Origin of the sequence: Sphingomonas aquatilis (assembly GCF_014196115.1) — a bacterium.
Lineage (GTDB): Bacteria > Pseudomonadota > Alphaproteobacteria > Sphingomonadales > Sphingomonadaceae > Sphingomonas > Sphingomonas aquatilis.
Genome location: NZ_JACIDB010000004.1, coordinates 163,670 through 188,456, shown reverse-complemented (window position 1 = coordinate 188,456; position 24,787 = coordinate 163,670). Strand labels below are relative to the sequence as shown.

Sequence of the window (24,787 nt, the reverse complement as noted above, 5' to 3'; positions counted from 1 at the left end):
GGTCATGACAAATGCGCGACAAAGCCGGATTGCGCTCCTATATGGCCACCCGCCGTCATGTGAGCCCCCTCCCCATGCTGACTACCAATCCGTTCGAAACCACGACCGAAGACGGCGATACGCTGCGCGAGGAATGCGGCGTGTTCGGCGTGTCCGGCAGCGATAGTGCCGCCGCGCTGGTCGCGCTGGGGCTGCACGCCCTGCAGCATCGCGGACAGGAAGCCGCCGGGATCAGCAGCTTCGACGGTACGCTGTTCCACACGCATCGCGCGATGGGCCACGTCGCGGGTAATTTCGATCGCGACGACGTGATCCGCGCGCTACCCGGTACCACCGCGGTCGGCCACGTCCGCTATTCGACGACCGGCGAGACGGCGCTGCGCAACGTCCAGCCGCTGTACGCCGACCTGTCGACCGGCGGCTTTGCGGTCGCGCATAATGGCAATATTTCCAACGCGATGAAGCTGCGGCGTGAGCTGGTGCGGCGCGGGTCGATCTTCCAGTCGACCAGCGATACCGAGACGATCATCCACCTCGTCGCGACGTCGAACTACCGGACGCTGCTCGACCGATTCATCGATGCGCTGAAGCAGGTCGAAGGCGCCTATAGCCTGGTCGTGATGACGCCCGAGGGCATGATCGCCTGCCGCGATCCGCTCGGCATCCGGCCGCTGGTGATGGGGCGCCTGGACGGCGCGGTGATCTTCGCATCCGAAACCGTGGCGCTCGACGTGTGCGGCGCGACCTTCGAACGGCAGGTGGAGCCGGGCGAACTGGTGATCGTGCAGGGTACGGACATCCGCTCGATCAAGCCGTTCGAAGCGGTGGCGCCGCGGCCGTGCATCTTCGAATGGGTGTATTTCAGCCGCCCCGATTCGATCGCGGGCGACCAGTCGGTCTATTCGGTGCGCAAGGCGATCGGCGCGCAGTTGGCGATCGAGGCGCCGGTCGAGGCCGACCTCGTCATTCCGGTGCCCGATTCGGGCGTTCCCGCCGCGATCGGCTATGCGCAGGAATCGGGCATTCCGTTCGAGCTGGGCATCATCCGTTCGCATTATGTCGGCCGCACCTTCATCCAGCCGGGCGACAAGGTGCGTCATCTGGGCGTGAAGCTGAAGCACAATGCCAATCGGGCGCTGATCAAGGGCAAGCGTATCGTGCTGATCGACGATTCGATCGTCCGCGGCACGACCAGCCTGAAGATCGTGCAGATGATGCGCGATGCCGGCGCAGCCGAGGTGCATATGCGTATCGCGTCGCCCCCGACGCGACACAGCTGCTTCTATGGCGTCGACACGCCGGAGCGGGCCAAGTTGCTCGCGGCCAAGCATGACGTCGGCGGCATGACCGACTTCATCCATGCCGACACGCTCGCCTTCGTCTCGATCGACGGCCTGTACAAGGCGCTGGGCGAGGAACAGCGCGCGTCGCGGCTACCGAAATATTGCGATGCCTGCTTCACCGGCGACTATCCGACGACGCTGACCGACCATGACGATGTCGCCGACGTCGACCAGTTCGCGATGCTCGAAGAGCGGGTGAACTGATGGCCAAACCACTCGAAAACCAGCTCGCGCTCGTCACCGGCGCCAGCCGCGGCATCGGCGCCGCGACCGCGATCGCGCTGGCGGCGGCGGGCGCGCATGTCGTGCTGACCGCGCGGACGGCGAAAGACCTCGAGGCGGTCGAGGAAACGATTTTCGACGCGGGCGGATCGGCGACGATCGCCCCGCTGGACATGACGCAGACCGACAGCATCGCCCGGCTGGCGAGCGCGGTCGGCGAACGCTGGCAGGCGCTGGATGTGCTGGTGCTCAACGCCGGCATGCTGGGCACGCTGGCGGCGGTGCCGGCGATCGACCCCAAGGAATTCGCGCAGGTGCTGACGCTGAACGTCAGCGCGCAAGTGGCCATGATCCAGGCGTTCGATGCGATGCTGCGCAAGGCGCCGGCGGCCAAGGTGATCGGCGTTACCTCCAGCGTCGGGCGCAACCCGCGCGCCTATTGGGGTGCCTATGGCGCGTCCAAGGCGGCGTTCGAGACGCTGATCGGCGCCTATGGCGACGAGACAAGCGAGATCAGCGGCATCCGGACCGCGATCCTCGATCCCGGCGCGACGCGGACCAAGATGCGCGCGCGCGCCTATCCGGGCGAGGCGCCGGAGTCGGTGAAGCCGCCGGAAGTCGTCGCGGATCGGATCGCGGCGCTGGCGATCGCGGGCTTCCCGGCGGGGCATCGCGAGCGGGTGGGCTGAGGCTCCCCGCTTCGCGACGGGAAACAAAGCCTTTCTGCGGCTGTGCTTGATCCGCAGCCGCAGGCGGTCCACATGGCCCCCATGCTGATCGAGACCGAAGCCACACCCAATCCGGCGACCCTCAAGTTCCTGCCGGGCCGCATCGTCATGGACGCGGGCACACGCGATTTCGCGACGCCCGAGGAAGCGGAGGCGAGCCCGCTCGCCGAGATGCTGTTCGCGTTGGGCGACGTGACGGGCGTGTTCTTCGGCCGCGACTTCGTTTCGGTCACCGCGGCGCCGGGCGTCGACTGGGTCGGCCTGAAGCCTGACGTGCTCGCCATCCTGCTCGACCATTTCGCGGCCAACATGCCGCTGTTCCGCCAGGGCAGCGCGGGCTTCAGCGTGCCGGCGGGCGACAGCGACGAGGTGACGACCGACGACCCCGCCGATGCCGAGATCGTTGCGCAGATCCGCGAACTGATCGACACGCGCGTCCGCCCCGCGGTGGCGAACGACGGCGGCGACATCGTCTATCGTGGTTTCGACAAGGGCAAGGTGTACCTGCGCATGCAGGGCGCCTGCGCCGGCTGCCCGTCGTCCAGCGCGACGCTGAAGAACGGCATCGAGCAGCTGCTGAAATATTATGTTCCCGAAGTCACCGAAGTGAGGGCCGTCTGATGAGCGAAGCCGTGAACGACGCCGCGCTCGACACGCTGTTCCGTACTGCGCGTAGCTACAATCATTATACCGATCGTGCGGTCAGCGAGGATCAGCTGCGCGCGATCTGGGACCTGATGAAATGGGGGCCGACGTCGGCCAACCAGCTGCCCGCGCGCCTCGTCTGGTGCGTCAGCGACGAGGCGAAGGCGAAGCTTGCCGCCTGCGCGTCGGAGGGCAATCGCGACAAGATCATGAAGGCGCCCGTAACGGTCATCATCGGCATGGACGTGGAATTCCACGAGCATCTGCCCGAGCTGTTCCCGCACACCGACGCCAAGGCGTGGTTTGACGGGAATACCGAGCTGCGCACCGCGTCCGCATTCCGCAATTCGTCGTTGCAGGGCGGGTATTTCATCCTGGCAGCACGGGCGCTGGGGCTGGATACCGGGCCGATGTCGGGCTTCGACCAGGGCGCGGTGGACAAGGCGTTCTTCGCCGACCAGCCGGGCGTGCGCAGCAACTTCATCGCGACGTTGGGCTATGGCGATCCCGCCAGCCTGCACCCGCGCTCGCCGCGGCCGGCGTTCGAGAAATTCAACACGGTCGCGTAAGACCCTCGCCGATCGGCGATTGCGAGCGTCCCTCCGCATATTCGTCGTCACCCCGGACTTGGTCCGGGGTCCACCATCCCGCGGGGGTGGAGCTGGAGCCTCTTGCCGTTCCCCTCGCCGCAGAGTGGACCCCGGACCACGTCCGGGGTGACGGAGGGCACGTGGTAACCGCCACTCGCATCTTGCCCCGGCGCGCGGGCTGCCGCAAAGCAGGCGCTTCATTATGACTGCCCGCACTCTCGTCATCGACACCGCCACCGCCGCCTGCTCGATCGCGCTGATCGAAGGCGGGCAGGTCATCGCCGCCGAGCACCGCGAGGTCGGGCGCGGCCATGCCGAACAGCTGCTGCCGATGATCGCCGCTTTACCCGATGGTGGACGCGCCGGACATATCCTGGTCGACGTCGGCCCCGGCAGCTTTACCGGCCTGCGCGTTGGCATCGCCGCGGCCCGGGCGCTGGCGCTCGGCTGGGGCAGCACCGTTGCCGGCTATTCGAGCCTGTCGCTGCTCGCCGCCGCCGCCTTTGCCGGCGGGCGGGAGGGCCAGATCGCCGCGATGCTGGAGGGCGGACACGGCGAGGTGTTCGTGCAGAGCTTCGCGGCCGGACCGGTGCCGCTCGATGCGCTCGCCTCGCTGAAGCCGGAGGCGGCGATCGCCGCCTTGGGGGAGCGCTATCCGGTCGGCAACGGCGTGCGTTGGCTGCAACAGGTCGCCACCGACCTCGCTGGCCAGCCCGCTTTGCCCGATGCGCGCGACGCGCTGCTGCTGCCCGAGGCGTTGAAGACGCTGCCCGCGCGTCCGGTCTACGGCCGTGCGCCCGATGCCAAGCTGCCCGGCGGCCGCGTGCCGGAGCCGGCGGCCTGATGGCGACGCACCAGATCCTGCTGCGCACCGGCGACCCGCGCGACGTCGCGACGGTCGACGCGCTGATGACCGCCGCCTTCGATCCCCGCTATGGCGAGGCGTGGACGCGCAATCAGTGTCTAGGCGTGCTCGCGATGCCGGGCGTGCGGCTGACACTGGCGCTGGTCGACGATCGCCCCGCCGGATTCGCGATGGTGCGCAGCGTGATGGACGAGGCGGAACTGCTGCTGCTCGCGGTCGATCCCGCCTTTCGTCGGCGGGGCATCGGCACCGCCCTGCTCCGCGCGGTGATCGCCGAGGCGCAGATGAGCGGCATCGCGGACCTGCATCTGGAGGTGCGCGCGAACAATCCCGCGGTAGCGCTGTATACCGAGCAGGGCTTTGCCAAGGTGGGCGAGCGGCGCGGCTATTATCGCGGGCGCGGCGGCGAGGCGTTCGACGCGCATACGTATCGGCGGGCGGTGTAACGCGACCGGGCTCGACCGATCGTAGCACTCGATCACTGTTGCGAGTCGGTTTCGCTTTTCGCAACAAGCGCACTGTTCTACACGGTGCTCATGCCTCGCAAGATCGACCTCGAAGCCCTGTGCAATCAGAAGGGCCTGCGCATCACCGAACAGCGTCGCGTCATCGCGCGCGTCCTGTCGGAAGCCGAAGACCATCCCGACGTCGAAAAGGTGTATGAGCGCGCCTCGCTGATCGATCCGGGCATTTCGATCGCCACCGTCTACCGCACGGTGCGCCTGTTCGAAGAGGCCGGCATCCTGGATCGCCACGACTTCGGTGACGGCCGCGCGCGCTACGAACCGTCACCGGAAGCACACCACGATCACCTGATCGACGTCGAGACGGGCAAGGTCATCGAATTCGTCGATCCGGAACTGGAGCAGCTGCAAAAGGCGATCGCCGAGAAGCTGGGCTTCCGCCTGGTCGACCATCGCATGGAATTGTACGGCGTCAGCCTCGATCGCAAGGCGTAAGCGCGGGCGCGTGATCGCCAACCTGCGCCTCGCGATCCGGTTGGCGGCGCTGGTGATCGCCCTGATCGGTGCGCTCTGCATCCACGGCCTGTGGCGGGCGGTTCGCCTGCCCTCGCCCTGGCCGCGGCTGTTCCTGGGCAGCGTCGCGTGGATCGTCGGTGCGCGCGTGCGCGTGATCGGCCGGCCGCTGAAGCGCGACGTCGTGTTCCTGGCCAACCATTTGAGCTGGATCGACATTCTCGCCATCGCCGGCGCGACCGGCAGCGCCTTTGTCGCCAAGGCGGAACTGCGCGCGGCGCCGCTGGTCGGCTGGCTGTGTACGCTGAACCGCACGATCTTCGTGACGCGCGAGGACCGGTTGCATGTGTCGGCGCAGATCGCACGGCTGCGCGATGCGCTGGCCGAAGGCTGGGCGGTGACGATCTTTCCCGAAGGTACGACCAGCGACGGCACGACGCTGCTGCCGTTCAAGGCGGCGCTGCTCGCCGCGCTCGATCCGCCGCCGCCGGGCGGCCGGGTGCAGCCGGTGCGCGTCGATTATGGTCCGGCGACGACCGAGCTTGCCTGGGTCGGCGATGAACCGGGGCAGGTCCATGCGCTGCGCGTGCTGCGGCGGCGCGGTACGTTTCCGGTGACGCTGCATATGCTCGATGCCTTCGACCCGGCGGATATCGGCGGCCGCAAGGCGATCGCTGCGCGGGCGCGGGAGGCGATCGGCGCGGCCTGACCGTCAGGCGGGGGCGCTAGCGACGCCCGCCCGCTTCCTGTATGGCCCGCGGCCATGACCCCCACCGATAGCACCAAGCCTGCGCCCAAGACCTTCCACGTCAAGTCTTTCGGTTGCCAGATGAACGTCTATGACGGCGAGCGCATGGCCGAACTGATGACCGCGGAGGGCATGACCGCCGCTGCCGATGCGGCGGACGCCGACCTGGTCGTGCTCAACACCTGCCATATCCGCGAAAAGGCGACCGAGAAGGTCTATTCGGACATCGGGCGACTGCGCAAGGACGCGCGCCTCGCTGAGCGGGCAGCGCCGATGATCGCGGTCGCCGGCTGCGTCGCGCAGGCGGAGGGCGAGGAGATCGTCCGCCGCGCGAACGTCGATGTCGTGGTCGGACCGCAGGCGTATCACAACCTGCCGGGCCTCGTTGCGCAGGCGGCGAGCGGCGCACCCGGGCTAGATACCGACATGCCTCTGCTGTTGAAGTTCGGCGCCCTGCCCGCGCGGCGCCGCGTCGGGCCGTCGGCGTTCCTGACGGTGCAGGAAGGCTGCGACAAATTCTGCACCTATTGCGTCGTGCCCTATACGCGCGGTGCCGAGGTGAGCCGTCCGTTCGCGGCGATCGTCGACGAGGCGAAGGCGCTGGTCGATGCCGGTGCGCGCGAGATCACGCTGCTGGGCCAGAACGTCAACGCCTGGGACGACGACGGGCGGGGTCTGCACAACCTGATCCGTGTACTCGACCGCATCCCCGGCCTCGCGCGTATCCGCTACACGACCAGCCATCCCAACGACATGGCGCAGGGCCTGATCGATGCCCACGGCGACGTCGAGAGCCTGATGCCGTTCCTGCACCTGCCCGTGCAGGCGGGCAGCGACCGCGTGCTGAAGGCGATGAACCGCAGCCATGACCGCGCCAGCTACCTGCGCCTGCTCGACCGCGTGCGCACCGTACGCCCCGATATCGCGCTGTCGGGCGACTTCATCGTCGGCTTTCCGGGTGAGACCGAGGCGGAGTTCGCCGAGACGCTCGCCCTCGTCGATGCGGTCGGCTACGCGCAGGCCTATTCGTTCAAATACAGCCCCCGCCCCGGCACCCCCGCCGCCGACATGGCCGGCGCCGTGCCGCCCGAAGTGATGGACGAACGGCTGCAGCGCCTGCAAGCCGCGCTGGGCCGCGACCAGCAGGCGTTCAACCAGGCGAGCGTCGGCCGGACGTGCGACGTGCTCATCGAGCGCAAGGCCAAGCTGCCCGGCCAGATGCTCGGCAAGTCGCCCTGGCTGCAATCGGTGCATATGATGACCGACGCGGCGATCGGCGACATCGTGACGGTCGACCTGCTGTCCGCCGGCCCGGTCTCGATGGCGGGCGCGGTGCGGGTGAAGCAGGCCGCATAGATCGGCACGTTTGCCGCTTCCCTTTCGCGCGCGGGCATCCCACATTCGGTGCATGCCATTTCGGCACGAAAGGATTGCATGAGTCGCAAGCCCGTCCCCGCCCGCTCCGGTGAACGCAGCCGGGCGGAGGTGTTGTTCGACAAGCCGCAGCTGCTTGCCACGCTGTTTGGCCAATATGACCAGAATCTGGTGGCGCTCGAAAACCGGCTGGGTGTCTACATCACCGCACGCGGCAACCGCGTCGGGCTGGAGGGCGCCGCCGAGAATGTCGCGCTCGCCCGCGACGTGTTGCAGGACCTGTACCAGCGCATCCAGCGCGGCGAAGAGATCGACACGGGTCTGGTCGATGCGTCGATCGCGATGGCGGCCGAACCGACGCTCGACGGCATCGTCAGCACCGAACGTAGCGCGATCCCGTCGATCATGATCCGCACGCGCAAGAAGACGATCGTGCCGCGCACCCCGGCGCAGGCGCATTACATGCGCGAATTGAGCACGCACGACATGATCTTCGCGCTGGGGCCCGCGGGTACGGGCAAGACCTATATCGCGGTCGCGCAGGCGGTGTCGCAGCTGATCACCGGCAGCGTCCAGCGGCTGATCCTGTCGCGCCCTGCGGTGGAGGCGGGCGAGAAGCTGGGCTTCCTGCCCGGCGACATGAAGGACAAGGTCGATCCGTATCTGCGGCCGCTCTACGATGCGCTGCACGATTGTCTGCCCGCCGAGCAGGTGGAGCGGCGGATCGCGAGCGGCGAGATCGAGATCGCGCCCATCGCCTTCATGCGCGGCCGCACGCTGGCCGATGCCTTCGTCATCCTCGACGAGGCGCAGAATACGACACCCGCGCAGATGAAAATGTTCCTGACCCGCTTCGGACAGAACAGCCGGATGGTGATCTGCGGCGATCCCAACCAGACCGACCTGCCCGGCGGCGTCGCGGCAAGCGGCCTGGCCGATGCGACGATGCGGCTGGAGGGCGTCGAGGGTATCTCGATGACGCGCTTCAGCAGTGCCGACGTCGTCCGCCATCCGATTGTCGGGCGGATCGTCGAGGCGTATGAGGAGGCCGATTGACGGAAGCGTATATCCTCGCCACCTTGGCGGGATATACCGGAGGGGACGATGGCGTCGCTCTACATCAAGAATGCGGACACCGCCGATCTGGCGCGCGAAGTCGCCGAGCTGCTCGGCACGAGCAAGACGGCCGCGGTCCACGATGCCCTGCTCCACCGCAAGCGTGAGCTGGAGCAGGAACGTCGCCCCCCTAACGTGCCGCTGCGCGAACGCATGAAAGCGTGGCGCGAGGCACATCCGTTAGGTCGCCCGACCGGCCTCGTTGCGGACAAGGCGTTCTACGATTCGCTCAACGACGAGGACGACGATTGACCATCTTCGTCGACGCCTCGGCGATCGTCGCGATTGTCTATGGCGAACCCGAGGCCGACGATTTCGCCGATACGATCGAGGCGCATAACGACCGCTTGTATTGTGCGGTCGGCGCGTGGGAAGCGGCCCATGCCATCGCCCGTCTGCGGGAGGTGAGCCTGCACGAAGCAGCGGAAGCCGTGAGCGGTTTCGCCTATGAGGCCGGCTTGCGCGTCGTGTCGATCGGCGAACCGGAACGTGATGAAGCGATCCGTGCGGCGGCGCGTTACGGCAAAGGCTCACGCCACCCCGCCCGCCTCAACATGGGCGACTGTTTCGCCTATGCCTGTGCCAAGACCAACGACGCCCGCCTGCTCTACAAGGGTGACGATTTCTCTCAGACGGACCTTGCATGATCCACATCGAACTCGCCCATGAGGCCCCTTGGCCCGACGTCATCGATTGGGACGCGCTCGCCGTCCGGTCCGCGCGCGCGGCGATCGAGCGGACGCCGCATGGCGAATTGCTCACCACGCCCGCGATCGTCGAGATCAGCGTCCGCCTGACTTCCGACGACGAAGTCCACGCGCTCAACCGTCAGTATCGGCAGAAGGACAAGCCGACCAACGTCCTGTCGTTTCCGATGGTGCAGCCGGATCTGATCGATACGGTCAGCCAGAATAGCGACGATGGCGAGCTGTTGCTGGGCGATATCGTGCTTGCGCATGGGGTATGCGAACGCGAGGCGGCCGAAAAGGGCGTTAGCGTGCAGGAACATGCCACGCACCTGCTGGTACATGGCACGCTGCATCTGCTAGGCTATGACCACATGGGGGACGACGAGGCCGAGGCGATGGAGGAGATCGAGCGTCAGGCTCTGGCCACGCTCGGCATCGCGGACCCTTATCTCGTGCGTGAGGACTGACACAGACTGCCATGGCAGAGGACCGAAGTAGCGCCGGTTACGGCGACTCCAACGAATCGAGTATCTGGCGCGGGCTGCGCACGCTGATCTTCGGCGGCGGCCAGGAGGAATCGCTCCGCGACCAGCTGGAAGAGGCGATCGACCGGCATGAGGACGATCCCGGCCCCGACGCCAAGGGCGACCTGACGCCGCTGGAACGGCAGATGGTGCGCAACCTGCTGCATTTCGGCGAGCGCGACGCGGGCGATGTCGGCGTACCGCGTGCGGACATCATCGCGGTCGAGGAAAATACGACCTTCGCGCATCTGGTGCAGATCTTCGCGGAGGCGGGGCACAGCCGCCTGCCGGTCTATCGCGGGCAGCTGGATACGATCATCGGCATGGTCCACATCAAGGATGTGTTCAACATCCTGGCGACCGGCGCCGACCATCCGACGAGCATCGCCGGACTGATCCGCGAGCCGCTGTACGTGCCGATGAGCCGCGGCGCGCTGGATCTGCTCGCCGACATGCGCCAGCGCCATGTCCACCTCGCCATCGTGCTCGACGAATATTCGGGCACCGAAGGCCTGGTGACGATCGAGGATCTGATCGAGGAGATCGTCGGCGAGATCGAGGACGAGCATGACGAGGCGCCGAGCGCGCTGCTGGTGCCGATCGACGGCGGCGCGTGGGACGCGGATGCCCGTGCCGAGCTGGAGGATGCGGCCGAGCTGATCGATGCGCGGCTTGGCGAAGCCGAGAGCGACGTCGATACGCTGGGCGGCCTTGCGGCGGTGCTGGCGGGGCATGTGCCGCACGTCGGCGAGTGCGTGGATCACCCGTCGGGCTGGAAGTTCGAGGTGCTCGATTCGGACGAGCGGCGTATCCATCGCCTGCGGCTGCATCCGCCGGTGGCGCGCGAGGTTGAAGACGCCTGAGGGTTGGCCTGGGCTTTGGGTCGGGCTGATCGACAGTCCGGACAGCGCATTGTTCCTCCCCTGCCAGGGGAGGTGACGCCGCCCGAGGCGATCGCGGAGGGGCAGACGGCAGGTTTTTCGTGACAGGGCGGTACCCTGACCTCCCCCTCCGTCATGCCTGCGGCATGCCACCTCCCCCTGGCGGGGGAGGACTTTGGCTCGCGCGGCCTAGCCCTGCTTGACCAGTGTGACCTGCGCGACGTCGATGCCGCCGCCGCGGAAGCCGCCTTCGCAATACATCAGGTAATAGCGCCACAAGTCTCGGAAGCGGGCATCGAGCCGTTCGGGCAGGCGGCCCGCCTTGTCGGCATTGTCGAACCGTTCGCGCCAGTGGCGCAACGTCTGCGCATAATCGAGGCCGAAGGCGTGGTGATCGGTCCAGACGAGACCGCGCGCTTCGCACAAGGCGCGAAAGCGGCTGTCCGACAGCAGCATGCCGCCGGGGAAGACGTAGCGCTGGATGAAGTCGACGCTGGAGGCGTAGCGTTCGAACACGTCGTCGGCGATGCTGATATATTGGATCGCGGCGCGGCCGCCGGGCTTCAGGACGCGCGCGAGCGTGTCGCAATAGGCGGGCCAATAGGCCTGGCCCACCGCCTCGACCATTTCGATGCTCGCGACCGCGTCATAGGTGCCGGTGACGTCGCGATAGTCGGTGAGCGAGACCGCGACGCCGGGAAGCGCACGGGCATCTACCTCCGCTTTCTGCTCGGTCGAGAGAGTTAGGCCATGGACGCTGCGGCCCGCCGCCGATGCCGTGGCGGCAAAGGATCCCCAGCCGCAGCCGATCTCCAATATGGTGTCGCCGGGTGCGGTGTCAGTGCGGTCGAGGATCGCCGTGAGCTTGCGGCGCTGGGCCTGCTCCAGCGTATCGCCCGAACCGTAGATGCCGCTGGAATAAGTGAGGCTGGGATCGAGCCATTCCCGATAGAAGTCGTTGCCGAGATCATAATGGTCGGCGATGTTTCGGCGCGAGCCCTTGCGGTCGTTGCGCCGTAGCGCGTGCCAGCCGCGTAGCAGCAGCTTCGGGATACCGCCGGCGCGCGCGACATTGGCGAGCGGCACGCGGTTGCGCATGAACAGGTCGAACAGCGGCACCGGATCGGGGCTGGACCAGTCGCCATCCGCCCAGGCTTCGTACCAGCCCACCGAACCGCCCGTGGCGAGGCGCACGAGCGCGCGCCAACGGTGAATGGTGACGAGCGGCACCGGCCCCGGCTTACGCCCGCCGAGCAGCCGATGCGTGCCATCGGGCAGCCGCGCCTCGATCCCACCGCGCACCAGCCCGGTGTCGATCCGGTCGAGAAAGCGGTGGAATGCGGGCGCGAAAAGGCGTTGCTGAAATGTGTCCCCGGGCATGTCGGGCGCGCTCATGCCGCAGCTTGGCCGCAGTGGAAAGGGGGTCAGGGAATCGCAGCGTCGCGCGCCATCGCCTCGCCCAGCGTGAGGATCGCAGTGACGTGGCGGCGGGCGATCTCCATCGCGTCGTCGCCATAGCCGCCGCCGACCGTGCTTGCGAGCGGCACGCCGGCCGCAAGCCGGGCGATCAGCCGTTCGCGCGCGACCAGCCCATCGAGGCTGAGCGACAGGCGCCCGAGCCGGTCGCCGACGAACGGATCGACGCCTGCCTGGTACAGGATCAGCTGCGGCCAGTGCTCGGCGAGAAAGGGCGCGAGTGTTGCTTCCAGCGTGGTGAGATAGCCGGCGTCATCCACGCCATCGGCAAGCGGCACGTCGAGCGTCGAGCGCGCCTTTCGGGCGGGAAAATTCTTTTCGGCATGGATGGAATAGGTGGCGATCCCCGGTCGCCCGGCGAGCAAGGCCGCGGTGCCGTCGCCCTGATGGACGTCGCAGTCGACCACGACGAGGCGATCGACAGTGCCCCCCTCGATCAGCCGCACCGCGGCGAGCGCGAGGTCGTTGAACACGCAATAGCCGGCGCCGGTATCGGCGAGCGCATGATGGCTGCCGCCTGCGGTATTGGCGGCAAAGCCATGGCGGAGCGCAAGCTGCGCCGCGAGCCACGTGCCGCCGGGCACCGCCGCGGCACGCGCCGCGACTTCGGGGGTGATCGGAAAACCAATGCGGCGGGCCTTGGGCGCGGGGACGCGCGCTTCCAGCACCTCGGCAACATATTCGGGATCGTGGACCGCCTCCAGCCAGCGGCGCGGCATCGCTTCGGGTTCGTGCCACGTCACGCGGTCACCCGCCTCGCGCAGCAGGTCGCGGATCAGGCCGTTCTTGTTCCAGCGATAGGTGGAACGCGCCGGTGCGGGCGCGACGTAGGCGGGATGATGGACGACGGCGATCACGCTGCCTAGGTAGGAGCGATCGAGCGCCGCCCCAAGCGGTGCCCGCCGGAGAGAGCCGAATGACCGAAGCGACCGCCGACCCCACTCCCTACGTCCGGCCGGACGTGCGCGGATTCCTGGACTATCTGAACGCGATGCCGGGGCCGCGCACGCACCAGATGACGCCTGAGGCGGCCCGGCAGGTGTTCACAGCGATGAAGGACGTCGCCGATCTGCCGGTGGGCGAGTTGGCGGTGATCCGCGACCTGTCGATCCCTGGCCCCGGCGGCACCATCCCCGCGCGGCTGTTCGACGCGCGCGAGACCCGCCAGCCGGGGCCGGTGCTGGTCTTCTACCACGGTGGCGGCTTCGTGATCGGCAATATCGACACGCATGCGGGCTTCTGCGCCGAGATGGCGCGCGTGCTCGACGTGCCGGTCGTCTCGGTCAACTATCGGCTGGCGCCCGAACATCGCTGGCCCGCCGCGCCCGACGATTGCGAGGCGGCGGCGCGTTGGGTGGCGGAGAGCCCGGCGGAACTGGGGCGCAGCGTTACCGGGCTGATCCTGTGCGGCGACAGCGCGGGCGGCACGCTGACGATCGTCGCGGCGATGGACCTGCGCGACCGGCCGGCGGCAGTGCCGGTGATCGTCCAGGCGCCGATCTATCCGGCGGCCGATTCGTCGCGACCCTATCCGTCGTTCGACCAGTTTGCCGACGGCTATCTGCTGACGCGCGACACGATGCTGTGGTTCGTTGACGCCTATGCCGCCGACATCGCGCATAGCCGCGGATCGCCGCTGCTCGGCCGGCTGGAGGGCCTGCCACCCGCGGTGATCGTCACCGCCAGCCTGGACCCGATCCGCGATCAGGGCCGGGCCTATGCCGCCGCGTTGGTGCAGGCTGGCATACCGGTGGTGTTCCGCGAGGCGGTGGGGACCGTCCATGGCTTCATCACGCTGCGCAAGGCGATCCCGTCGAGCCAGGGGGACGTCGCCGGCTATCTGGCGGCGCTGAAGGACGTGATCGTGGAGGCGGAGGCGGCGCGCGTCATGGCGCAGGCCGCAGGACAGGAGGCCGTACGATGACTGATCCCAGCGCCCTGCCCTATCGCCCCTGTGCCGGCGTGATGCTGCTGAACCGCGACGGCAAGGTCTTCGTCGGGCAGCGGATCGATACGACGCTGGAGGCGTGGCAGATGCCGCAGGGCGGGATCGATCCGGGCGAAGAGGCCTATGACGCCGCGGTGCGCGAACTGGGTGAGGAGACGGGCGTCGCGCCGCACCATGTCGAGCTGATCGTCGAGGCGCCGCAGGATTTTCTGTACGACCTGCCGCCGGACATGATCGGCAAGGTGTGGAAGGGCAAGTGGCGCGGGCAGCGGCAACGCTGGTTCCTGTTCCGCTTCCTGGGCGAGGACCGCGACATCGATATCGCGACCGAGCATCAGGAGTTTCGCGCCTGGCGATGGAGCGACCCCGCCGACCTGCCGACGATGATCGTGCCGTTCAAGCGTGCGCTGTACGAGGACGTGCTCGCCGCATTCGCGCCTCATCTCGCCGCAGTGGGCCCGCGCTGACCTGCGTTGGGGGGTGTCAGACGCACGACGAACGGCTAGAGCGCCGGATGTGCGCGCTACCTTGCTCCTTTCGCTGTGCCTTGCCCCCCTGCTGATCGCCAATGCGCCGGTCGCCGATGGCGGCCAGCCGGACGACACCAAGGTGCCGATCCCCGCGGCGATCCGATCGATGCTGGATGCCGCGATCGAAAGCGGCAACGACGGCGACGTGTCGGTCGTGGTCAAATACGCGCGGCTGGCCGATCCGGCGAGCGCCGATGCGGTGCTCGCCATCGCGCAGAAGTGGCGCACCGACCAAGCGCAGGCGCGGCAGACCACGATCAGGCAGGCGAGCATGTTCGACCTGTGGAGTGGCCGGGCGGAGCTGGGCGGTTACATCACCACCGGCAATACCGACAGCAAGGGCGGATCGGCGATCCTCGACCTGACGCGCGAAGGGCTGCAATGGCGCCACAAATTCCACGTGCAGGCGGATTATCAGGAAAACGCCAACGTCACGACGCGCGAACATTACCTCGCGAGCTACGAACCGAACTACAAGATCAACGACCGCCTGTATGCCTATGGCGCCGCGCAATATGAATCGGACCGGTTCCTGGGCTATTACAACCGCTATTCGGCGTCGGCGGGTGCGGGCTATAGCGCGATCAAGAGCCCCAAGGTGCGGCTCGACGTCGAGCTCGGCCCGGCGTTCCGGCAGACGCATTTCACCGACGAAACCCGGCAGAGCAATATCGCCGCGCGCGGGACGCTGGCGTTCAACTGGCGCGTGCTGCCCGGCCTGTCGTTGACGCAGAACGCCTCCGCCTACGTGCAGAGCGCCAATTCGACGCTGAGCGGCACGAGCGCGCTGAATGCGAAGCTGATCGGGCCGCTGTCCGCGGCGTTTTCGTATAATGTCCAATATGAAAGCGAACCGCCGGTGAAGTCCAAGAATACCGACACGATCGGCCGGGCGTCGCTGGTCTATACGTTCTGAACCTGGTTTCATCGGAGACCATATTCGACTAGCCTCCCAGGTATGAGAGGGATGTCGAACCACGAACGCGCCTTGGTCGAGCGGATCGACCAGGTGGCGATGCTGGCGCAGGTCGAGCGCTGGGCGGCGGTGAACAGCGGCACGCGCAACCTGGCCGGCGTCGGGCACATGGCCGCACTGCTTGCCAATGCCTTTGCGGTGCTGCCCGGCGAGATCGCGATGGTCGAGCCGGAGCCGGTCGAGGCGGTCGCGGCGGACGGCTCGGTCGCCGCGCTGGCGCATGGCCATCACCTGCACCTGCGGGTGCGGCCCGAGGCGCCGGTCCGTATGCTGTTCACCGGGCATATGGATACGGTCTATCCCGTCGATCATCCGTTTCAGACGCTGACCCACCGCGACGACGGCACGATCAACGGGCCGGGTACGGCGGATATGAAGGGCGGGCTTGCCGTGATGCTCGCTGCGCTGATCGCCGTGGAGGCGGAAGGCGCCGATGGCTTCGGCTATGACGTCGTCATCAATTCGGACGAGGAAACGGGATCGCTCTCGTCCGCAGGGTTGCTTGCGACGGCGGCACGCGGGGCGGTCGCGGCGCTGACCTACGAGCCGGCGCTCGCCGATGGGACACTGGCCGGTGCGCGCGGCGGCACGGGCAATTTTTCCATCGTGATCCGCGGGCGAAGCGCGCATGCGGGGCGCAACCCCGAAGAGGGGCGCAACGCGATCGTCGCCGCTGCCGCGCTGGCGGTACGACTGGCGGAGGCGGGCGGTCCGGGCCTGTCGGTCAATCCGGCGCGGATCGATGGCGGTGGACCGAACAACGTGGTGCCGGACCTCGCCATCCTGCGCGTCAACTTCCGCCCTGCCGCCGCGGATGCGATCCCACGGGCGCAGGCGGCGATCGACGACAGCGTCGCCGCCGTCGCCGCGGCGCATGACGTACGGATCGAGGTGCATGGCCGCTTCAATCGCCCGCCCAAGCCGATCGACGCTGGTGCCGAACGCCTGTTCGCCTGCGTCGCGGACGCCGGCGCGGACCTGGGCCTCAGCATCGGCTGGCGCGCCACCGGGGGCGTGTGCGACGGCAACAACATCGCCGCGGCCGGCGTGCCGGTGGTCGACACGATGGGCGTGCGCGGAGGCGCGATCCATTCGGCGGACGAATTCATGATCGTCGACAGCCTCGCCGAGCGCGCGGCGCTGTCGGCGCTCACCATCAGTCGTATCGTACAGCGGGGACGGCCATGACCTTTCGCATTCGGGCCGCACGCGCCGACGATCTGCAGCATCTCTATGAAATGGCGAAGCTGACCGGCGGAGGGTTCACCAACCTGCCCCCCGACCGCAAGGCACTGCGCACGAAGCTGGACCGCAGCGGCGAGGCGTTCGCGCGCGAGGATGGGTCGATCACTGACGAGCTGTTCGTCCTGATGCTGGAGAATGGCGAGACGGGCGAGGTCCGCGGCACCTGTCAGCTGTTCACGCAGGTGGGGCAGAAACACCCTTTCTACAGCTATCGCCTGGGCACGCTGACGCAGCACAGCAAGGAGCTGCAGCGCACGTTTCGCGCGGAAATGCTGGCGCTGACCACCGATCTGGAGGGCGCGTGCGAGGTCGGTGGGCTGTTCCTACATCCGGGGGAGCGCGCGGGCGGGCTCGGCCTGTTGCTGGCACGCAGCCGCTATCTGTTCATCCGCGCGCACCGGGCGCGCTTCGCCGATCGTATCCTCGCCGAACTGCGCGGGATCATCGACGAGGCGGGTGGATCCCCGTTCTGGGACGGTCTGGCAGGTCGCTTCTTCGGCATGAATTTCCAGGACGCCGACCAGTTCAATGCGACGCACGGCCACCAATTCATCGCCGACCTGATGCCCAAGCATCCGATCTATACCGCGATGCTATCCGAAGCGGCGCGCGCGGTGATCGGCCTGCCGCATCCGAGCGGCCGGGCGGCGATGCGCATGTTGGAGAATGAGGGTTTTCATTATGAAAACTACATCGACATTTTCGATGGCGGACCGACGATGACCGCGCGGACCGACCGGGTGCGCACGATCGAGAGCGCACGCGACTGCCCGGTGATCGCGATCGACGACGATGGCGGGGACGAGGCGCTGGTCGCCGCGGGCCGGCTGCAGGACTTCCGCTGCGCCTTCGGCCATGTCCGTATGGTCGGCGACGGCGTGGTGCTGTCGTCTGATTGCGCGAAGGTGCTGGGCGTGCAGCCCGACGATCGCGTCCTGTTCGCATCGCGGTGGTGAGCATGCTGACCGAAATCAACTTCGACGGGATCGTCGGGCCGAGCCACAATTACGCCGGCCTGTCGGCAGGCAATCTCGCCGCGACCGCGCATGCGGGTCAGGTGTCGCAGCCGCGCGCGGCGGCCTTGCAGGGCCTCGACAAGATGCGACGCAATCTGGCGCTAGGCCTGCGCCAGGGCGTGCTGCTGCCGCATCGCCGGCCGGACCATCGCTGGCTCGCGAGCCTGTCGACCGATTATGCGAGCGCCCCTGCCCTGTTGCAGGCGCAGGCGATGTCGGCGTCGGCGATGTGGGCGGCCAATGCCGCCACCGTCTCGCCCGCGCCGGACACGGCGGATGGCCGCTGCCATCTGTTGGTCGCTAATCTGATGACGATGCCGCATCGCAGCCATGAATGGCCCGAGACGCTGGCACAGCTACGCACCGCCTTCGCGCACGACGCCTTTGCGGTGCACGGGCCCATGCCCGTGCCGTTCGGCGACGAGGGCGCGGCCAACCATATGCGGCTGTGCGCGAGCCATGATGCGCCGGGCGTCGAGGTGTTCGTCTATACGGTGCCCGGCGGCCCCTTCCCCGCGCGCCAGCATCAGACGGCCAGCGAGGCGATCGCGCGCGCGCACCGCCTGTCGCCCGAGCGGACGCTGTTCGTGCAGCAATCGGTGGAGGCCGTGGCAGCGGGCGCGTTCCACAACGACGTCGTCGCGGTCGCCAACGAACGCGTGCTGTTCGCGCACGAATTGGCCTTTGCCGACAAGGACGGCTTCTACGCCGACCTGCGCCGCCTGCTGCCCGAGGTGGAAATCGTCGAGGTGCCGGCCAGCGAGGTGAGCCTGGCCGATGCCATCGCCTCCTATCTGTTCAATGCCCAACTCGTCACGACGGCGGACGGGCCGACGCTGGTTGTGCCGATGGAGGCGCGCGCCAATGCCGCCGTCTGGGGCTGGCTGGAGCGACATCAGGCCGGCAACGGGCCGATCCGCCGGGTCGAGACGGTCGACGTCACGCAGTCGATGGCGAACGGCGGTGGGCCGGCATGCCTACGGCTCCGCGTGGTCGCCGACCCGGCGACGGTCGATCCGCGTTTCCTGGTCGATGCGGCAAAGCTGGATGCGATCGAAGGAGTGGTGCGGCGCTGGTGGCCCGAGGCGATCGATCCGGCGGCGCTGGGGAATGCGGCGCTGGTCCGGGACGTCGAAACCGCGCACGCTCGGCTGCTGGAGGCGCTCGACCTGTCGGGTTACTTGACGGGTAACACGAACCCGCAGAAAAGCTAGCAAAATCGACGCGGTTTTCCTCGGTTTGAAGAATCACGGCTTGTTCTCCCAACGCAAAATGGCCGCATCTGCGAGCCGTTCCTGATCGCGCTGCTTCGCGTAATGCTCGACCATCTGGAGAGACTGACCCGATACCGCCGCGATCTCGCCTGTGGGGCAGCCTGCCTCCAAAAGGGCGATAACGGCGTTCTTGCGCAGGCCATGAGGCACGCAGCGATGGCCTAGCTCGGCGGTATATTCGGACAGCCACTTCGACACGGTGTCGCGTTTCAGCGGAGCGCCAGCGGCATCAACGCAAATGAGCAGTCCTGCCCGCGGGTGTTTGGCCAGCTCAACCTTCAGCGCGCCGTGCAGGCGGATGCGCAGCTTCTTCTCGGTCTTTTCCTGTGCGACGGCGACCCGATCATCATAGATATCGCTCCACGCCATGCGCAGAACATCGCCGATCCGCTGAGCAGTATAGTATAGCAGGTGGGCGACCAGACGGATTGTGTCGTCATCGGTTTTCAGCGCGGCGCGCAGGATATGCGGGGGCCACGGCTGATGTTCGCCCATCTTGAACTTCGGGATGCCGTCGCATGGGTTCTTGGCCATATACTCGTTGCCGATCGCCCAGGTGAACAAAGCTGATGAAGTCGCGAGGAATGCATTTGCCGCGCCGGGCTTATCCGCCATCCCGTCGACCAGCTTTCGCATGTCGCCCTTGGTGATTTCGACCACCGGAGCGGTAGGAAGCAGTCTCTCTAGCTTTCGGAGGTAAATGTCATAGCGCTTCTTCGAGGCGGGTTTCAGCGCACGGTACGCCGGGCTTTTCTCATACAGGCCAACCAGCTTCGGCACGCGCATTAGATCAACCGTCACGCCAGCGTTGCGCGTGCGGTGACCCATAAGGGTGGCGTAGCTACCGCCGAAGTCCGAGGATCGCAGCGCCGGCAGCCGGACGTAGACTTTCTTCCCGTCCACCAGTTTGCCGGTGTCGAAGTAGTAATAGTCCTTGCCCTTCGAGCGGACGCGCTTGACGTACTTAGGCAGCAAGGCCCGGCTGATCCTTTCGCCAATCTGTTGCGGCGCCAGCAATGCGCCGTAGATCCTCGTCTACAGCATCGCGGAACCAGTGGTCTTCCCCGCCGAGCTTGACCGGTAGCGGTAGACGGCCAGCGGCAACCTCCTGCGTGAACTTGGCGGGCGCGAGGTCGCAATACCGGGCAGCAGTCGTGCGCTTCATCATGCGCGGCCAATCGGGTGCCTCAGCCATGCCCCCTCCCCTTCACCTTATCCAGCTGTTCCAGCAACCGTCGCTCCCATTCGGGATGATCGCGGGGCGGCTGCACCTTGGCTACGGCATCCGGCATGCGTGGCGCGTCATACTGCGGCATCATGGCTGCTTCTCCTTCAGGAGGTGGGCGCGGACGGCGAGGCCAAGCGGGGTGAGGCGCCAAGTCGTATCAGGCCACACCCGTCCCTTGCGGCGCTCACCATCGCCTCGCCTGCATAGCGAATAGGTCCGGGCGACTTGCTGTTCAGGGTCGCCCTCTAGCCGGTTGCGGATGGCCCAGAAGCTAACCTCTCGGGGCGCATCCTTATCATGGGTACGAGGTTTCCCATCTTCGCGCATCCACAGCACAGCGGCCTTCTGCGCCTTCGTGAGGGAAGCGCAGATCGCGGGCACGTCGGGCGTCATGGGCGTCATGCGCGGCCTCCGATGTTTGCTTCCCGCTCAATCCGCGCAGCCTGGGACTGACCGATCTTGATGCCCTCGCGGAAGTTTCGGCCGGCGGCTTCAACGGCTCGGCGGGTATCCTGCGGACTGACCGCGCCCAACACCATCAGGCTGCCGAACTGAGCCCCTGCCAGCATCGACGCAGCCGACATGACGGCGGACATGGCATCGCGCGGGTCGTCTACCATCGACATGTACGGGGTCGTCGCCAGCTTCATCGCATTGAGCAGTTCGAAGACCATGCTGTGCAGCACGTCTCCTTGCGCGATCTCGCGGGTCTTTAGTTCCTCATTGTCCATTGGGCGTGTCCCGGATGGAGGGGTCATGCGGCGATGTGCGTGCGACATGTAGCTGGTGCTTCAGTTTGGCTACGTTCATCACCAGCGGCTTCAATTCATCGGGCGCGGCGTCATAGGGCAGCGTCTTACGGTGCCTACCGCCGTTCAGCCTTGCTAGCACTCCGCGCGGGATCGCCTCCCAATTCGAAGGCGCGCAGTTCTGTTTGTCGCCATCCAGGCACTTGAGGGCGTATCCGTCCGGTATCGGCCCGTTTGCCGCTTCCCACTCGATACGTTGAACAAGCTGCCAGCGGGATTGCATCGGCAGCCCATCGTGCATCTTGCGCTCGCGGTAACCGTCTTCGGTGATTCGCTCGGTTCCAATAGGCTTGTAGAGCGCATTCGCCCGACCGGTGCGGGAGCCTTTCTGAAACCGGGTGGCTGCGCTATTCGGGTGGTACGGCATCCGCTTACCCTTGTTCACGGGAACATCGCCGGGGTTGAATTGCCCAGTCCTGCCGGTCAGCCAGCCGTTCCGTTTGCACAGGGCGTTGAGGTTCTGAAGGGACACGTCATTGCGCCCAAAGTGCCGACAGAACGCCGCATGTGTTTCATGCCGTGGATCGGTCTTGCGCGCCTCGATCCACGCCAGTTCCTCGGCGGTGTAGGGGATCCACGAGCCTTTCATTTGCCGTCACCGATTTGGCGCGGGGCAGCATCGGGCGCGATGTTCGCAAGGTGCGGCGCGAAATGGTAGCCATGACCCGCAAGCAGGGTCGCAGCCTTCAACTGCAAGTCCGCGTTTTTGATGATCTGATCGGCTACTGACACGATCGCGTCGGCGCGCTTGGCTTCCTTTTCGATCTGCTCGTCGGTCAATTCCTCATCGCCCAGGCGCTCGATCTGAGCGAACAGGTGATCGTTCAAGTCGGATAGCTTGTTCTTCATCACTTCCCCCCGTCCTGCTGGCCGATGGTGGCGGGGCGTTCCTCATCCCACATCTGGCCGACGATCGAGCAATTTAGCGCGGCGATCATTTCGGCGGTCAGGTGACAGCCTGTGCCGCGCTGATACGCCCGCTTCATGCGGTCAAGCGCGTCTTGTGCTTCGTCCAGCCCGCTCACGCCCGCTCTCCCCCGATGGTGGCGGCAGTACCGCTGTCCGTGAGGGAGGCAGGCTTGGCAATCCATTCCCGCAACAGCTTGGCTTGCGGTGTGAGGCGCAGCACATCGAGCAACTCCGGCTCCCAAGTCTCCAACTCGACCACAAGGTCACGGATCAGGCCGATCGCCTTGTCCTTGGCGCGTTCCCGCACGCTCGCGGTCGCGGTACCGCTGTCCGTGATCCCGAACGTCTGAAGGTCGGATATTTGATTTTGCAGGTCCGACACGATTTCGGACGGGTAGTTCATGTAGTGATAGCCCTCTGGCAATGCCTCCATGAGCGCGCGCCCGACATTCGCCATATCTCGCACCTCGGCCAGTGCCGACGTGTAGCCCTTCGTCTGCCAGTCGTCGGCCGCGTTCTCAATCGTCTCCATGATGTCGGCGTGATCGGGTGCCGCACCGCACTCCCGCACGCTCGCGGTCGCGGTGGCCTTGGGGGACGTGGCGAGGGCCGCGTTGATCGCATGGACGATGGTGGGCCAGCGGAAAAACACGTCCTTCAGGCCGGCATCCGTCCAGCCGTCATGTTCACCATCGGGGTTCTGCAACGCCCGCTTCACGCCTGCGATCAGGTCCGCGTCAGCTTCCCCCTCCCCGCTCGTCAGCCCCTCCACAGGCGATGTTCGATATCCCCGCGCCCAGCAGAACGCCGCGTATGCCGCAACGTCGAGCGGATCGCCTTTGGCGACATGCTTCGCCAGATCGCATTGACAGTCGGCCTCCCAGTCGTCGGTGCGCCAGTTGTCGGAATAGCCGTACTTCGCCTCCGCGCGGGCGAGTTTCACCTTCAGCGACCGGGCGAAGGCGTCGATCATCTTCTCGGTTTCGGGGTGGAGTGCGGGCGTCATGCTGCGTTTTCCTCGTGCCAAGTGTCAATTTCAGCGCGCACGGCGTCCCAGGTCGCACCCCACACTTGCCGGGTGTCGCCTTCGCCGTCGAAGCTGGGGTGGGTTGCGGTCCAGTCAAACGCACGAGTAGGAATGGGTGGCGGGTTATGTTCGATCTGCCAGCCGCGGTAATCGTCGCGGCGTTCGCTCGTCAGCCCCTCCACCTGTGGGGCGGAACGGCGCGGACGGGCGCACGGCTCGAGCTGATTATCGCGATCGGCTCGCTTCCCGCACCGCACGCAATCGCCGAGGTAGAAGTCGCATGGCTCGCCCTGCCCCGCATTGACGATCGGTTTGCCGACGCTGGCAAGGTGATCCGCGGCAATCGTGATAGATGGGACGCCGATGCGGGTCGCGTGCGCGCGAACGACCGCAATCGCCGCATCCACGTCCCCCGCACCGGCCATGTCGGTAGACGCGAGGGCGGATTTCAGGCGAGCGTGTGCAGGATCGACGTGACCCATGAAGTCGCGCAACGTGCTTTCCAGATCCCCGTCCATCCATTCCAGATCGTCCAGCCGATCGGAAAGGAATTGCGCGGTGGCCCGCAGTTCATCTCCCCCGCGTGCCGGGGAAGCCAAATCCTCGCGGACATACCGGACCCAGGGCTCGCCGCATTCCGGGTCTTCGCACACCTCTTCCGGTGCAGGCGATGCCCAAGTGCGACCGTCGCCATGATCGGCAGTGTCGTCGCAGATCGGAGAGAGCCAGATCGATTCAGGATTGCGCCGGATATCGAACGTGACCTCTGGCGTGCTTTGGTTAGCGGGCATGGGGATGGCTCCACTTGGCCTCGACCGCCGCGATGATCTTGCAGCAGGAGGCGCAGTCGGTTGGGTTCTGTTCGGTGCGCGCGTCGCAGATGTGCATCAGCGTTCGCCCATGCCGGCGATCAGGTCGTCCGTGATGCGCTCGCCGCGGTCCTCGTCGGCCGGCCCTTCCTGCGCGCTCGGGTTATCGTCAGACAGCGTGCCATCGTTGGCCTGGGGCTCGGCATGGCCCAGCAGGGCGGCGGCAGAGAGGGGCTGTGCCTGCACCGTAGGCATGCCGCTCATGGGCTGGTAGTCGCGCGTCTCTTCGGCAATATGCAGGCCTTTCAGCACGTCGCTGAAGCCATCGCGCAGGGCGAAGGCACGCGCGCGCATCTGACGCATGCGGGCGGGATATTGCGTCCACGGACCGCTCTTGCCGGCGAGGCCCGCTTTCTTCGCATCCTCCATGCTGAAGCTGCGCACGATCGGCGTAGAGCGGCCGACGCGGTTGAGGCGGCACGTCGCGATCTGGCCGTCGTCCGTCTCTTCCATGTCTTCCAAGAAGCCGGACGCCTGCACCAGCGCCAGCGCGCCGTCGCCCCACAGTGAGGGGTTGTTGCCGATGACGGCGATCGACTGGAGCGCGGCAAAAGGCGTCAGCCCGACCTCGGCGCCGGCCATGATGCCGACCATGATCTTGTTCTGGTCTTGCCCGTAGGCCTTAGGCGTCATGCCGGATGCCGCGAGTGCGCCCGACAGCTTCCACGCTTCCTCCAGCGTCGTCGGCACGAAGGCGGCGAGTTTCTGCCCGGAGGCGACGACGACCTTGCGGGGGGCGGGCTGTTCTGCGGCGGTGATTGCGGTGGCCATGGTCTGC

General features: G+C 66.8%; 33 protein-coding genes. 20 read left to right on the top strand and 13 right to left on the bottom strand.

Annotation, left to right across the window (positions count from 1 at the left end):
* Positions 1–74: 74 nt before the first annotated feature.
* The 14 genes from purF to GGR47_RS11805 all read left to right on the top strand — a co-directional run bounded on the left by purF (position 75) and on the right by GGR47_RS11805 (position 10,684).
* A complete protein-coding gene (purF, locus tag GGR47_RS11870; protein WP_043059267.1) occupies positions 75–1,547 on the top strand; it encodes an amidophosphoribosyltransferase in 1,473 nt (490 codons plus the stop codon).
* A complete protein-coding gene (locus tag GGR47_RS11865) occupies positions 1,547–2,254 on the top strand; it encodes an SDR family NAD(P)-dependent oxidoreductase (protein ID WP_147036765.1) in 708 nt (235 codons plus the stop codon). The genes purF and GGR47_RS11865 overlap by 1 nt, the downstream gene beginning before the upstream one ends.
* Positions 2,255–2,335: 81 nt before the next feature.
* On the top strand, positions 2,336–2,914 hold the full coding sequence (locus GGR47_RS11860) for a NifU family protein (protein WP_024310548.1): 579 nt from the start codon (positions 2,336–2,338) through the stop codon (positions 2,912–2,914).
* Entirely contained in the window at positions 2,914–3,507 is a 594-nt protein-coding gene (locus GGR47_RS11855; protein ID WP_147036764.1) for a malonic semialdehyde reductase, read from the top strand. The genes GGR47_RS11860 and GGR47_RS11855 overlap by 1 nt, the downstream gene beginning before the upstream one ends.
* 223 nt (positions 3,508–3,730) lie before the next feature.
* On the top strand, positions 3,731–4,372 hold the full coding sequence (tsaB, locus tag GGR47_RS11850; RefSeq protein ID WP_147036763.1) for a tRNA (adenosine(37)-N6)-threonylcarbamoyltransferase complex dimerization subunit type 1 TsaB: 642 nt from the start codon (positions 3,731–3,733) through the stop codon (positions 4,370–4,372).
* Complete coding sequence (gene rimI / locus GGR47_RS11845; protein WP_063689428.1) at positions 4,372–4,839, top strand: ribosomal protein S18-alanine N-acetyltransferase; 468 nt, start codon at positions 4,372–4,374, stop codon at positions 4,837–4,839. The genes tsaB and rimI overlap by 1 nt, the downstream gene beginning before the upstream one ends.
* Positions 4,840–4,929: 90 nt before the next feature.
* Positions 4,930–5,352: a Fur family transcriptional regulator gene (locus GGR47_RS11840; RefSeq protein ID WP_017978916.1), complete on the top strand. Its 423-nt coding sequence runs from the start codon at positions 4,930–4,932 to the stop codon at positions 5,350–5,352.
* A gap of 10 nt (positions 5,353–5,362) precedes the next feature.
* Positions 5,363–6,079 (top strand): lysophospholipid acyltransferase family protein, encoded by a 717-nt coding sequence (locus GGR47_RS11835; RefSeq protein ID WP_147036762.1) that lies wholly within the window; start codon positions 5,363–5,365, stop codon positions 6,077–6,079.
* A 54-nt stretch (positions 6,080–6,133) separates the two neighbouring features.
* Positions 6,134–7,474, top strand: a complete 1,341-nt coding sequence (miaB, locus tag GGR47_RS11830; protein ID WP_147036761.1) for a tRNA (N6-isopentenyl adenosine(37)-C2)-methylthiotransferase MiaB — start codon at positions 6,134–6,136, stop codon at positions 7,472–7,474.
* 78 nt (positions 7,475–7,552) lie between these two features.
* Positions 7,553–8,548 (top strand): PhoH family protein, encoded by a 996-nt coding sequence (locus GGR47_RS11825; RefSeq protein ID WP_147036760.1) that lies wholly within the window; start codon positions 7,553–7,555, stop codon positions 8,546–8,548.
* A gap of 48 nt (positions 8,549–8,596) precedes the next feature.
* Positions 8,597–8,860 carry a type II toxin-antitoxin system VapB family antitoxin gene (locus GGR47_RS11820; RefSeq protein ID WP_147036759.1) on the top strand — a complete coding sequence of 88 codons (264 nt, stop codon included), beginning with the start codon at positions 8,597–8,599 and terminating at the stop codon, positions 8,858–8,860.
* The gene (locus tag GGR47_RS11815; RefSeq protein WP_147036758.1) at positions 8,857–9,255 is read left to right on the top strand and encodes a type II toxin-antitoxin system VapC family toxin; all 399 of its coding nucleotides are present in this window, start codon (positions 8,857–8,859) and stop codon (positions 9,253–9,255) included. The genes GGR47_RS11820 and GGR47_RS11815 overlap by 4 nt, the downstream gene beginning before the upstream one ends.
* The gene (gene ybeY / locus GGR47_RS11810; RefSeq protein ID WP_147036757.1) at positions 9,252–9,764 is read left to right on the top strand and encodes an rRNA maturation RNase YbeY; all 513 of its coding nucleotides are present in this window, start codon (positions 9,252–9,254) and stop codon (positions 9,762–9,764) included. The genes GGR47_RS11815 and ybeY overlap by 4 nt, the downstream gene beginning before the upstream one ends.
* Before the next feature lie 11 nt (positions 9,765–9,775).
* Positions 9,776–10,684 carry a hemolysin family protein gene (locus tag GGR47_RS11805; RefSeq protein ID WP_017978923.1) on the top strand — a complete coding sequence of 303 codons (909 nt, stop codon included), beginning with the start codon at positions 9,776–9,778 and terminating at the stop codon, positions 10,682–10,684.
* A 207-nt stretch (positions 10,685–10,891) separates the two neighbouring features.
* On the opposite strand, the gene GGR47_RS11800 is transcribed toward GGR47_RS11805, so the two are convergent.
* Positions 10,892–12,097 carry an SAM-dependent methyltransferase gene (locus tag GGR47_RS11800; RefSeq protein ID WP_147036756.1) on the bottom strand — a complete coding sequence of 402 codons (1,206 nt, stop codon included), beginning with the start codon at positions 12,095–12,097 and terminating at the stop codon, positions 10,892–10,894.
* Between the two features lie 29 nt (positions 12,098–12,126).
* Positions 12,127–13,035 carry a histone deacetylase family protein gene (locus GGR47_RS11795; protein ID WP_147036755.1) on the bottom strand — a complete coding sequence of 303 codons (909 nt, stop codon included), beginning with the start codon at positions 13,033–13,035 and terminating at the stop codon, positions 12,127–12,129.
* A gap of 59 nt (positions 13,036–13,094) precedes the next feature.
* Here GGR47_RS11795 and GGR47_RS11790 point away from each other — a divergent pair, with 59 nt between their 5' ends.
* From GGR47_RS11790 to GGR47_RS11765, 6 genes are read left to right on the top strand one after another with little or no spacing between them, the layout of a single operon-like run.
* Complete coding sequence (locus GGR47_RS11790) at positions 13,095–14,102, top strand: alpha/beta hydrolase (RefSeq protein WP_183949546.1); 1,008 nt, start codon at positions 13,095–13,097, stop codon at positions 14,100–14,102.
* Positions 14,099–14,593 (top strand): RNA pyrophosphohydrolase, encoded by a 495-nt coding sequence (locus GGR47_RS11785; protein WP_147035308.1) that lies wholly within the window; start codon positions 14,099–14,101, stop codon positions 14,591–14,593. The genes GGR47_RS11790 and GGR47_RS11785 overlap by 4 nt, the downstream gene beginning before the upstream one ends.
* Before the next feature lie 49 nt (positions 14,594–14,642).
* A complete protein-coding gene (locus tag GGR47_RS11780; protein ID WP_147035306.1) occupies positions 14,643–15,572 on the top strand; it encodes a DUF481 domain-containing protein in 930 nt (309 codons plus the stop codon).
* A gap of 51 nt (positions 15,573–15,623) precedes the next feature.
* Positions 15,624–16,820, top strand: a complete 1,197-nt coding sequence (locus GGR47_RS11775) for a hydrolase (protein ID WP_147035304.1) — start codon at positions 15,624–15,626, stop codon at positions 16,818–16,820.
* Positions 16,817–17,833: an arginine N-succinyltransferase gene (locus GGR47_RS11770; RefSeq protein WP_147035302.1), complete on the top strand. Its 1,017-nt coding sequence runs from the start codon at positions 16,817–16,819 to the stop codon at positions 17,831–17,833. The genes GGR47_RS11775 and GGR47_RS11770 overlap by 4 nt, the downstream gene beginning before the upstream one ends.
* 2 nt (positions 17,834–17,835) lie before the next feature.
* Positions 17,836–19,107: an N-succinylarginine dihydrolase gene (locus GGR47_RS11765; RefSeq protein WP_147035300.1), complete on the top strand. Its 1,272-nt coding sequence runs from the start codon at positions 17,836–17,838 to the stop codon at positions 19,105–19,107.
* Positions 19,108–19,140: 33 nt separating this feature from the next.
* On the opposite strand, the gene GGR47_RS11760 is transcribed toward GGR47_RS11765, so the two are convergent.
* The 11 genes from GGR47_RS11760 to GGR47_RS11715 all read right to left on the bottom strand — a co-directional run bounded on the left by GGR47_RS11760 (position 19,141) and on the right by GGR47_RS11715 (position 24,780).
* Positions 19,141–20,142, bottom strand: a complete 1,002-nt coding sequence (locus GGR47_RS11760; protein ID WP_167509706.1) for a site-specific integrase — start codon at positions 20,140–20,142, stop codon at positions 19,141–19,143.
* The gene (locus GGR47_RS11755) at positions 20,132–20,362 is read right to left on the bottom strand and encodes a hypothetical protein (protein WP_147035296.1); all 231 of its coding nucleotides are present in this window, start codon (positions 20,360–20,362) and stop codon (positions 20,132–20,134) included. The genes GGR47_RS11760 and GGR47_RS11755 overlap by 11 nt, the downstream gene beginning before the upstream one ends.
* The gene (locus GGR47_RS19290) at positions 20,355–20,486 is read right to left on the bottom strand and encodes a hypothetical protein (protein ID WP_276509298.1); all 132 of its coding nucleotides are present in this window, start codon (positions 20,484–20,486) and stop codon (positions 20,355–20,357) included. The genes GGR47_RS11755 and GGR47_RS19290 overlap by 8 nt, the downstream gene beginning before the upstream one ends.
* Positions 20,483–20,797 (bottom strand): hypothetical protein, encoded by a 315-nt coding sequence (locus GGR47_RS11750; RefSeq protein WP_147035294.1) that lies wholly within the window; start codon positions 20,795–20,797, stop codon positions 20,483–20,485. The genes GGR47_RS19290 and GGR47_RS11750 overlap by 4 nt, the downstream gene beginning before the upstream one ends.
* Positions 20,794–21,126: a hypothetical protein gene (locus GGR47_RS11745; protein ID WP_147035292.1), complete on the bottom strand. Its 333-nt coding sequence runs from the start codon at positions 21,124–21,126 to the stop codon at positions 20,794–20,796. Before GGR47_RS11745 ends, GGR47_RS11750 begins: the two co-directional genes overlap by 4 nt.
* Positions 21,116–21,793, bottom strand: coding sequence for an HNH endonuclease signature motif containing protein (locus GGR47_RS11740; RefSeq protein WP_147035291.1), 678 nt, complete (start codon positions 21,791–21,793; stop codon positions 21,116–21,118). The genes GGR47_RS11745 and GGR47_RS11740 overlap by 11 nt, the downstream gene beginning before the upstream one ends.
* A complete protein-coding gene (locus tag GGR47_RS11735) occupies positions 21,790–22,053 on the bottom strand; it encodes a hypothetical protein (RefSeq protein ID WP_147035289.1) in 264 nt (87 codons plus the stop codon). The genes GGR47_RS11740 and GGR47_RS11735 overlap by 4 nt, the downstream gene beginning before the upstream one ends.
* Complete coding sequence (locus tag GGR47_RS11730; protein WP_167509705.1) at positions 22,053–22,229, bottom strand: hypothetical protein; 177 nt, start codon at positions 22,227–22,229, stop codon at positions 22,053–22,055. Before GGR47_RS11730 ends, GGR47_RS11735 begins: the two co-directional genes overlap by 1 nt.
* The gene (locus tag GGR47_RS11725) at positions 22,226–23,086 is read right to left on the bottom strand and encodes a hypothetical protein (RefSeq protein ID WP_183949544.1); all 861 of its coding nucleotides are present in this window, start codon (positions 23,084–23,086) and stop codon (positions 22,226–22,228) included. The genes GGR47_RS11730 and GGR47_RS11725 overlap by 4 nt, the downstream gene beginning before the upstream one ends.
* 29 nt (positions 23,087–23,115) lie before the next feature.
* Positions 23,116–23,931, bottom strand: a complete 816-nt coding sequence (locus tag GGR47_RS11720; protein ID WP_147035285.1) for a hypothetical protein — start codon at positions 23,929–23,931, stop codon at positions 23,116–23,118.
* A 96-nt stretch (positions 23,932–24,027) separates the two neighbouring features.
* Entirely contained in the window at positions 24,028–24,780 is a 753-nt protein-coding gene (locus GGR47_RS11715; protein ID WP_147035283.1) for a hypothetical protein, read from the bottom strand.
* Positions 24,781–24,787 lie beyond the last annotated feature (7 nt).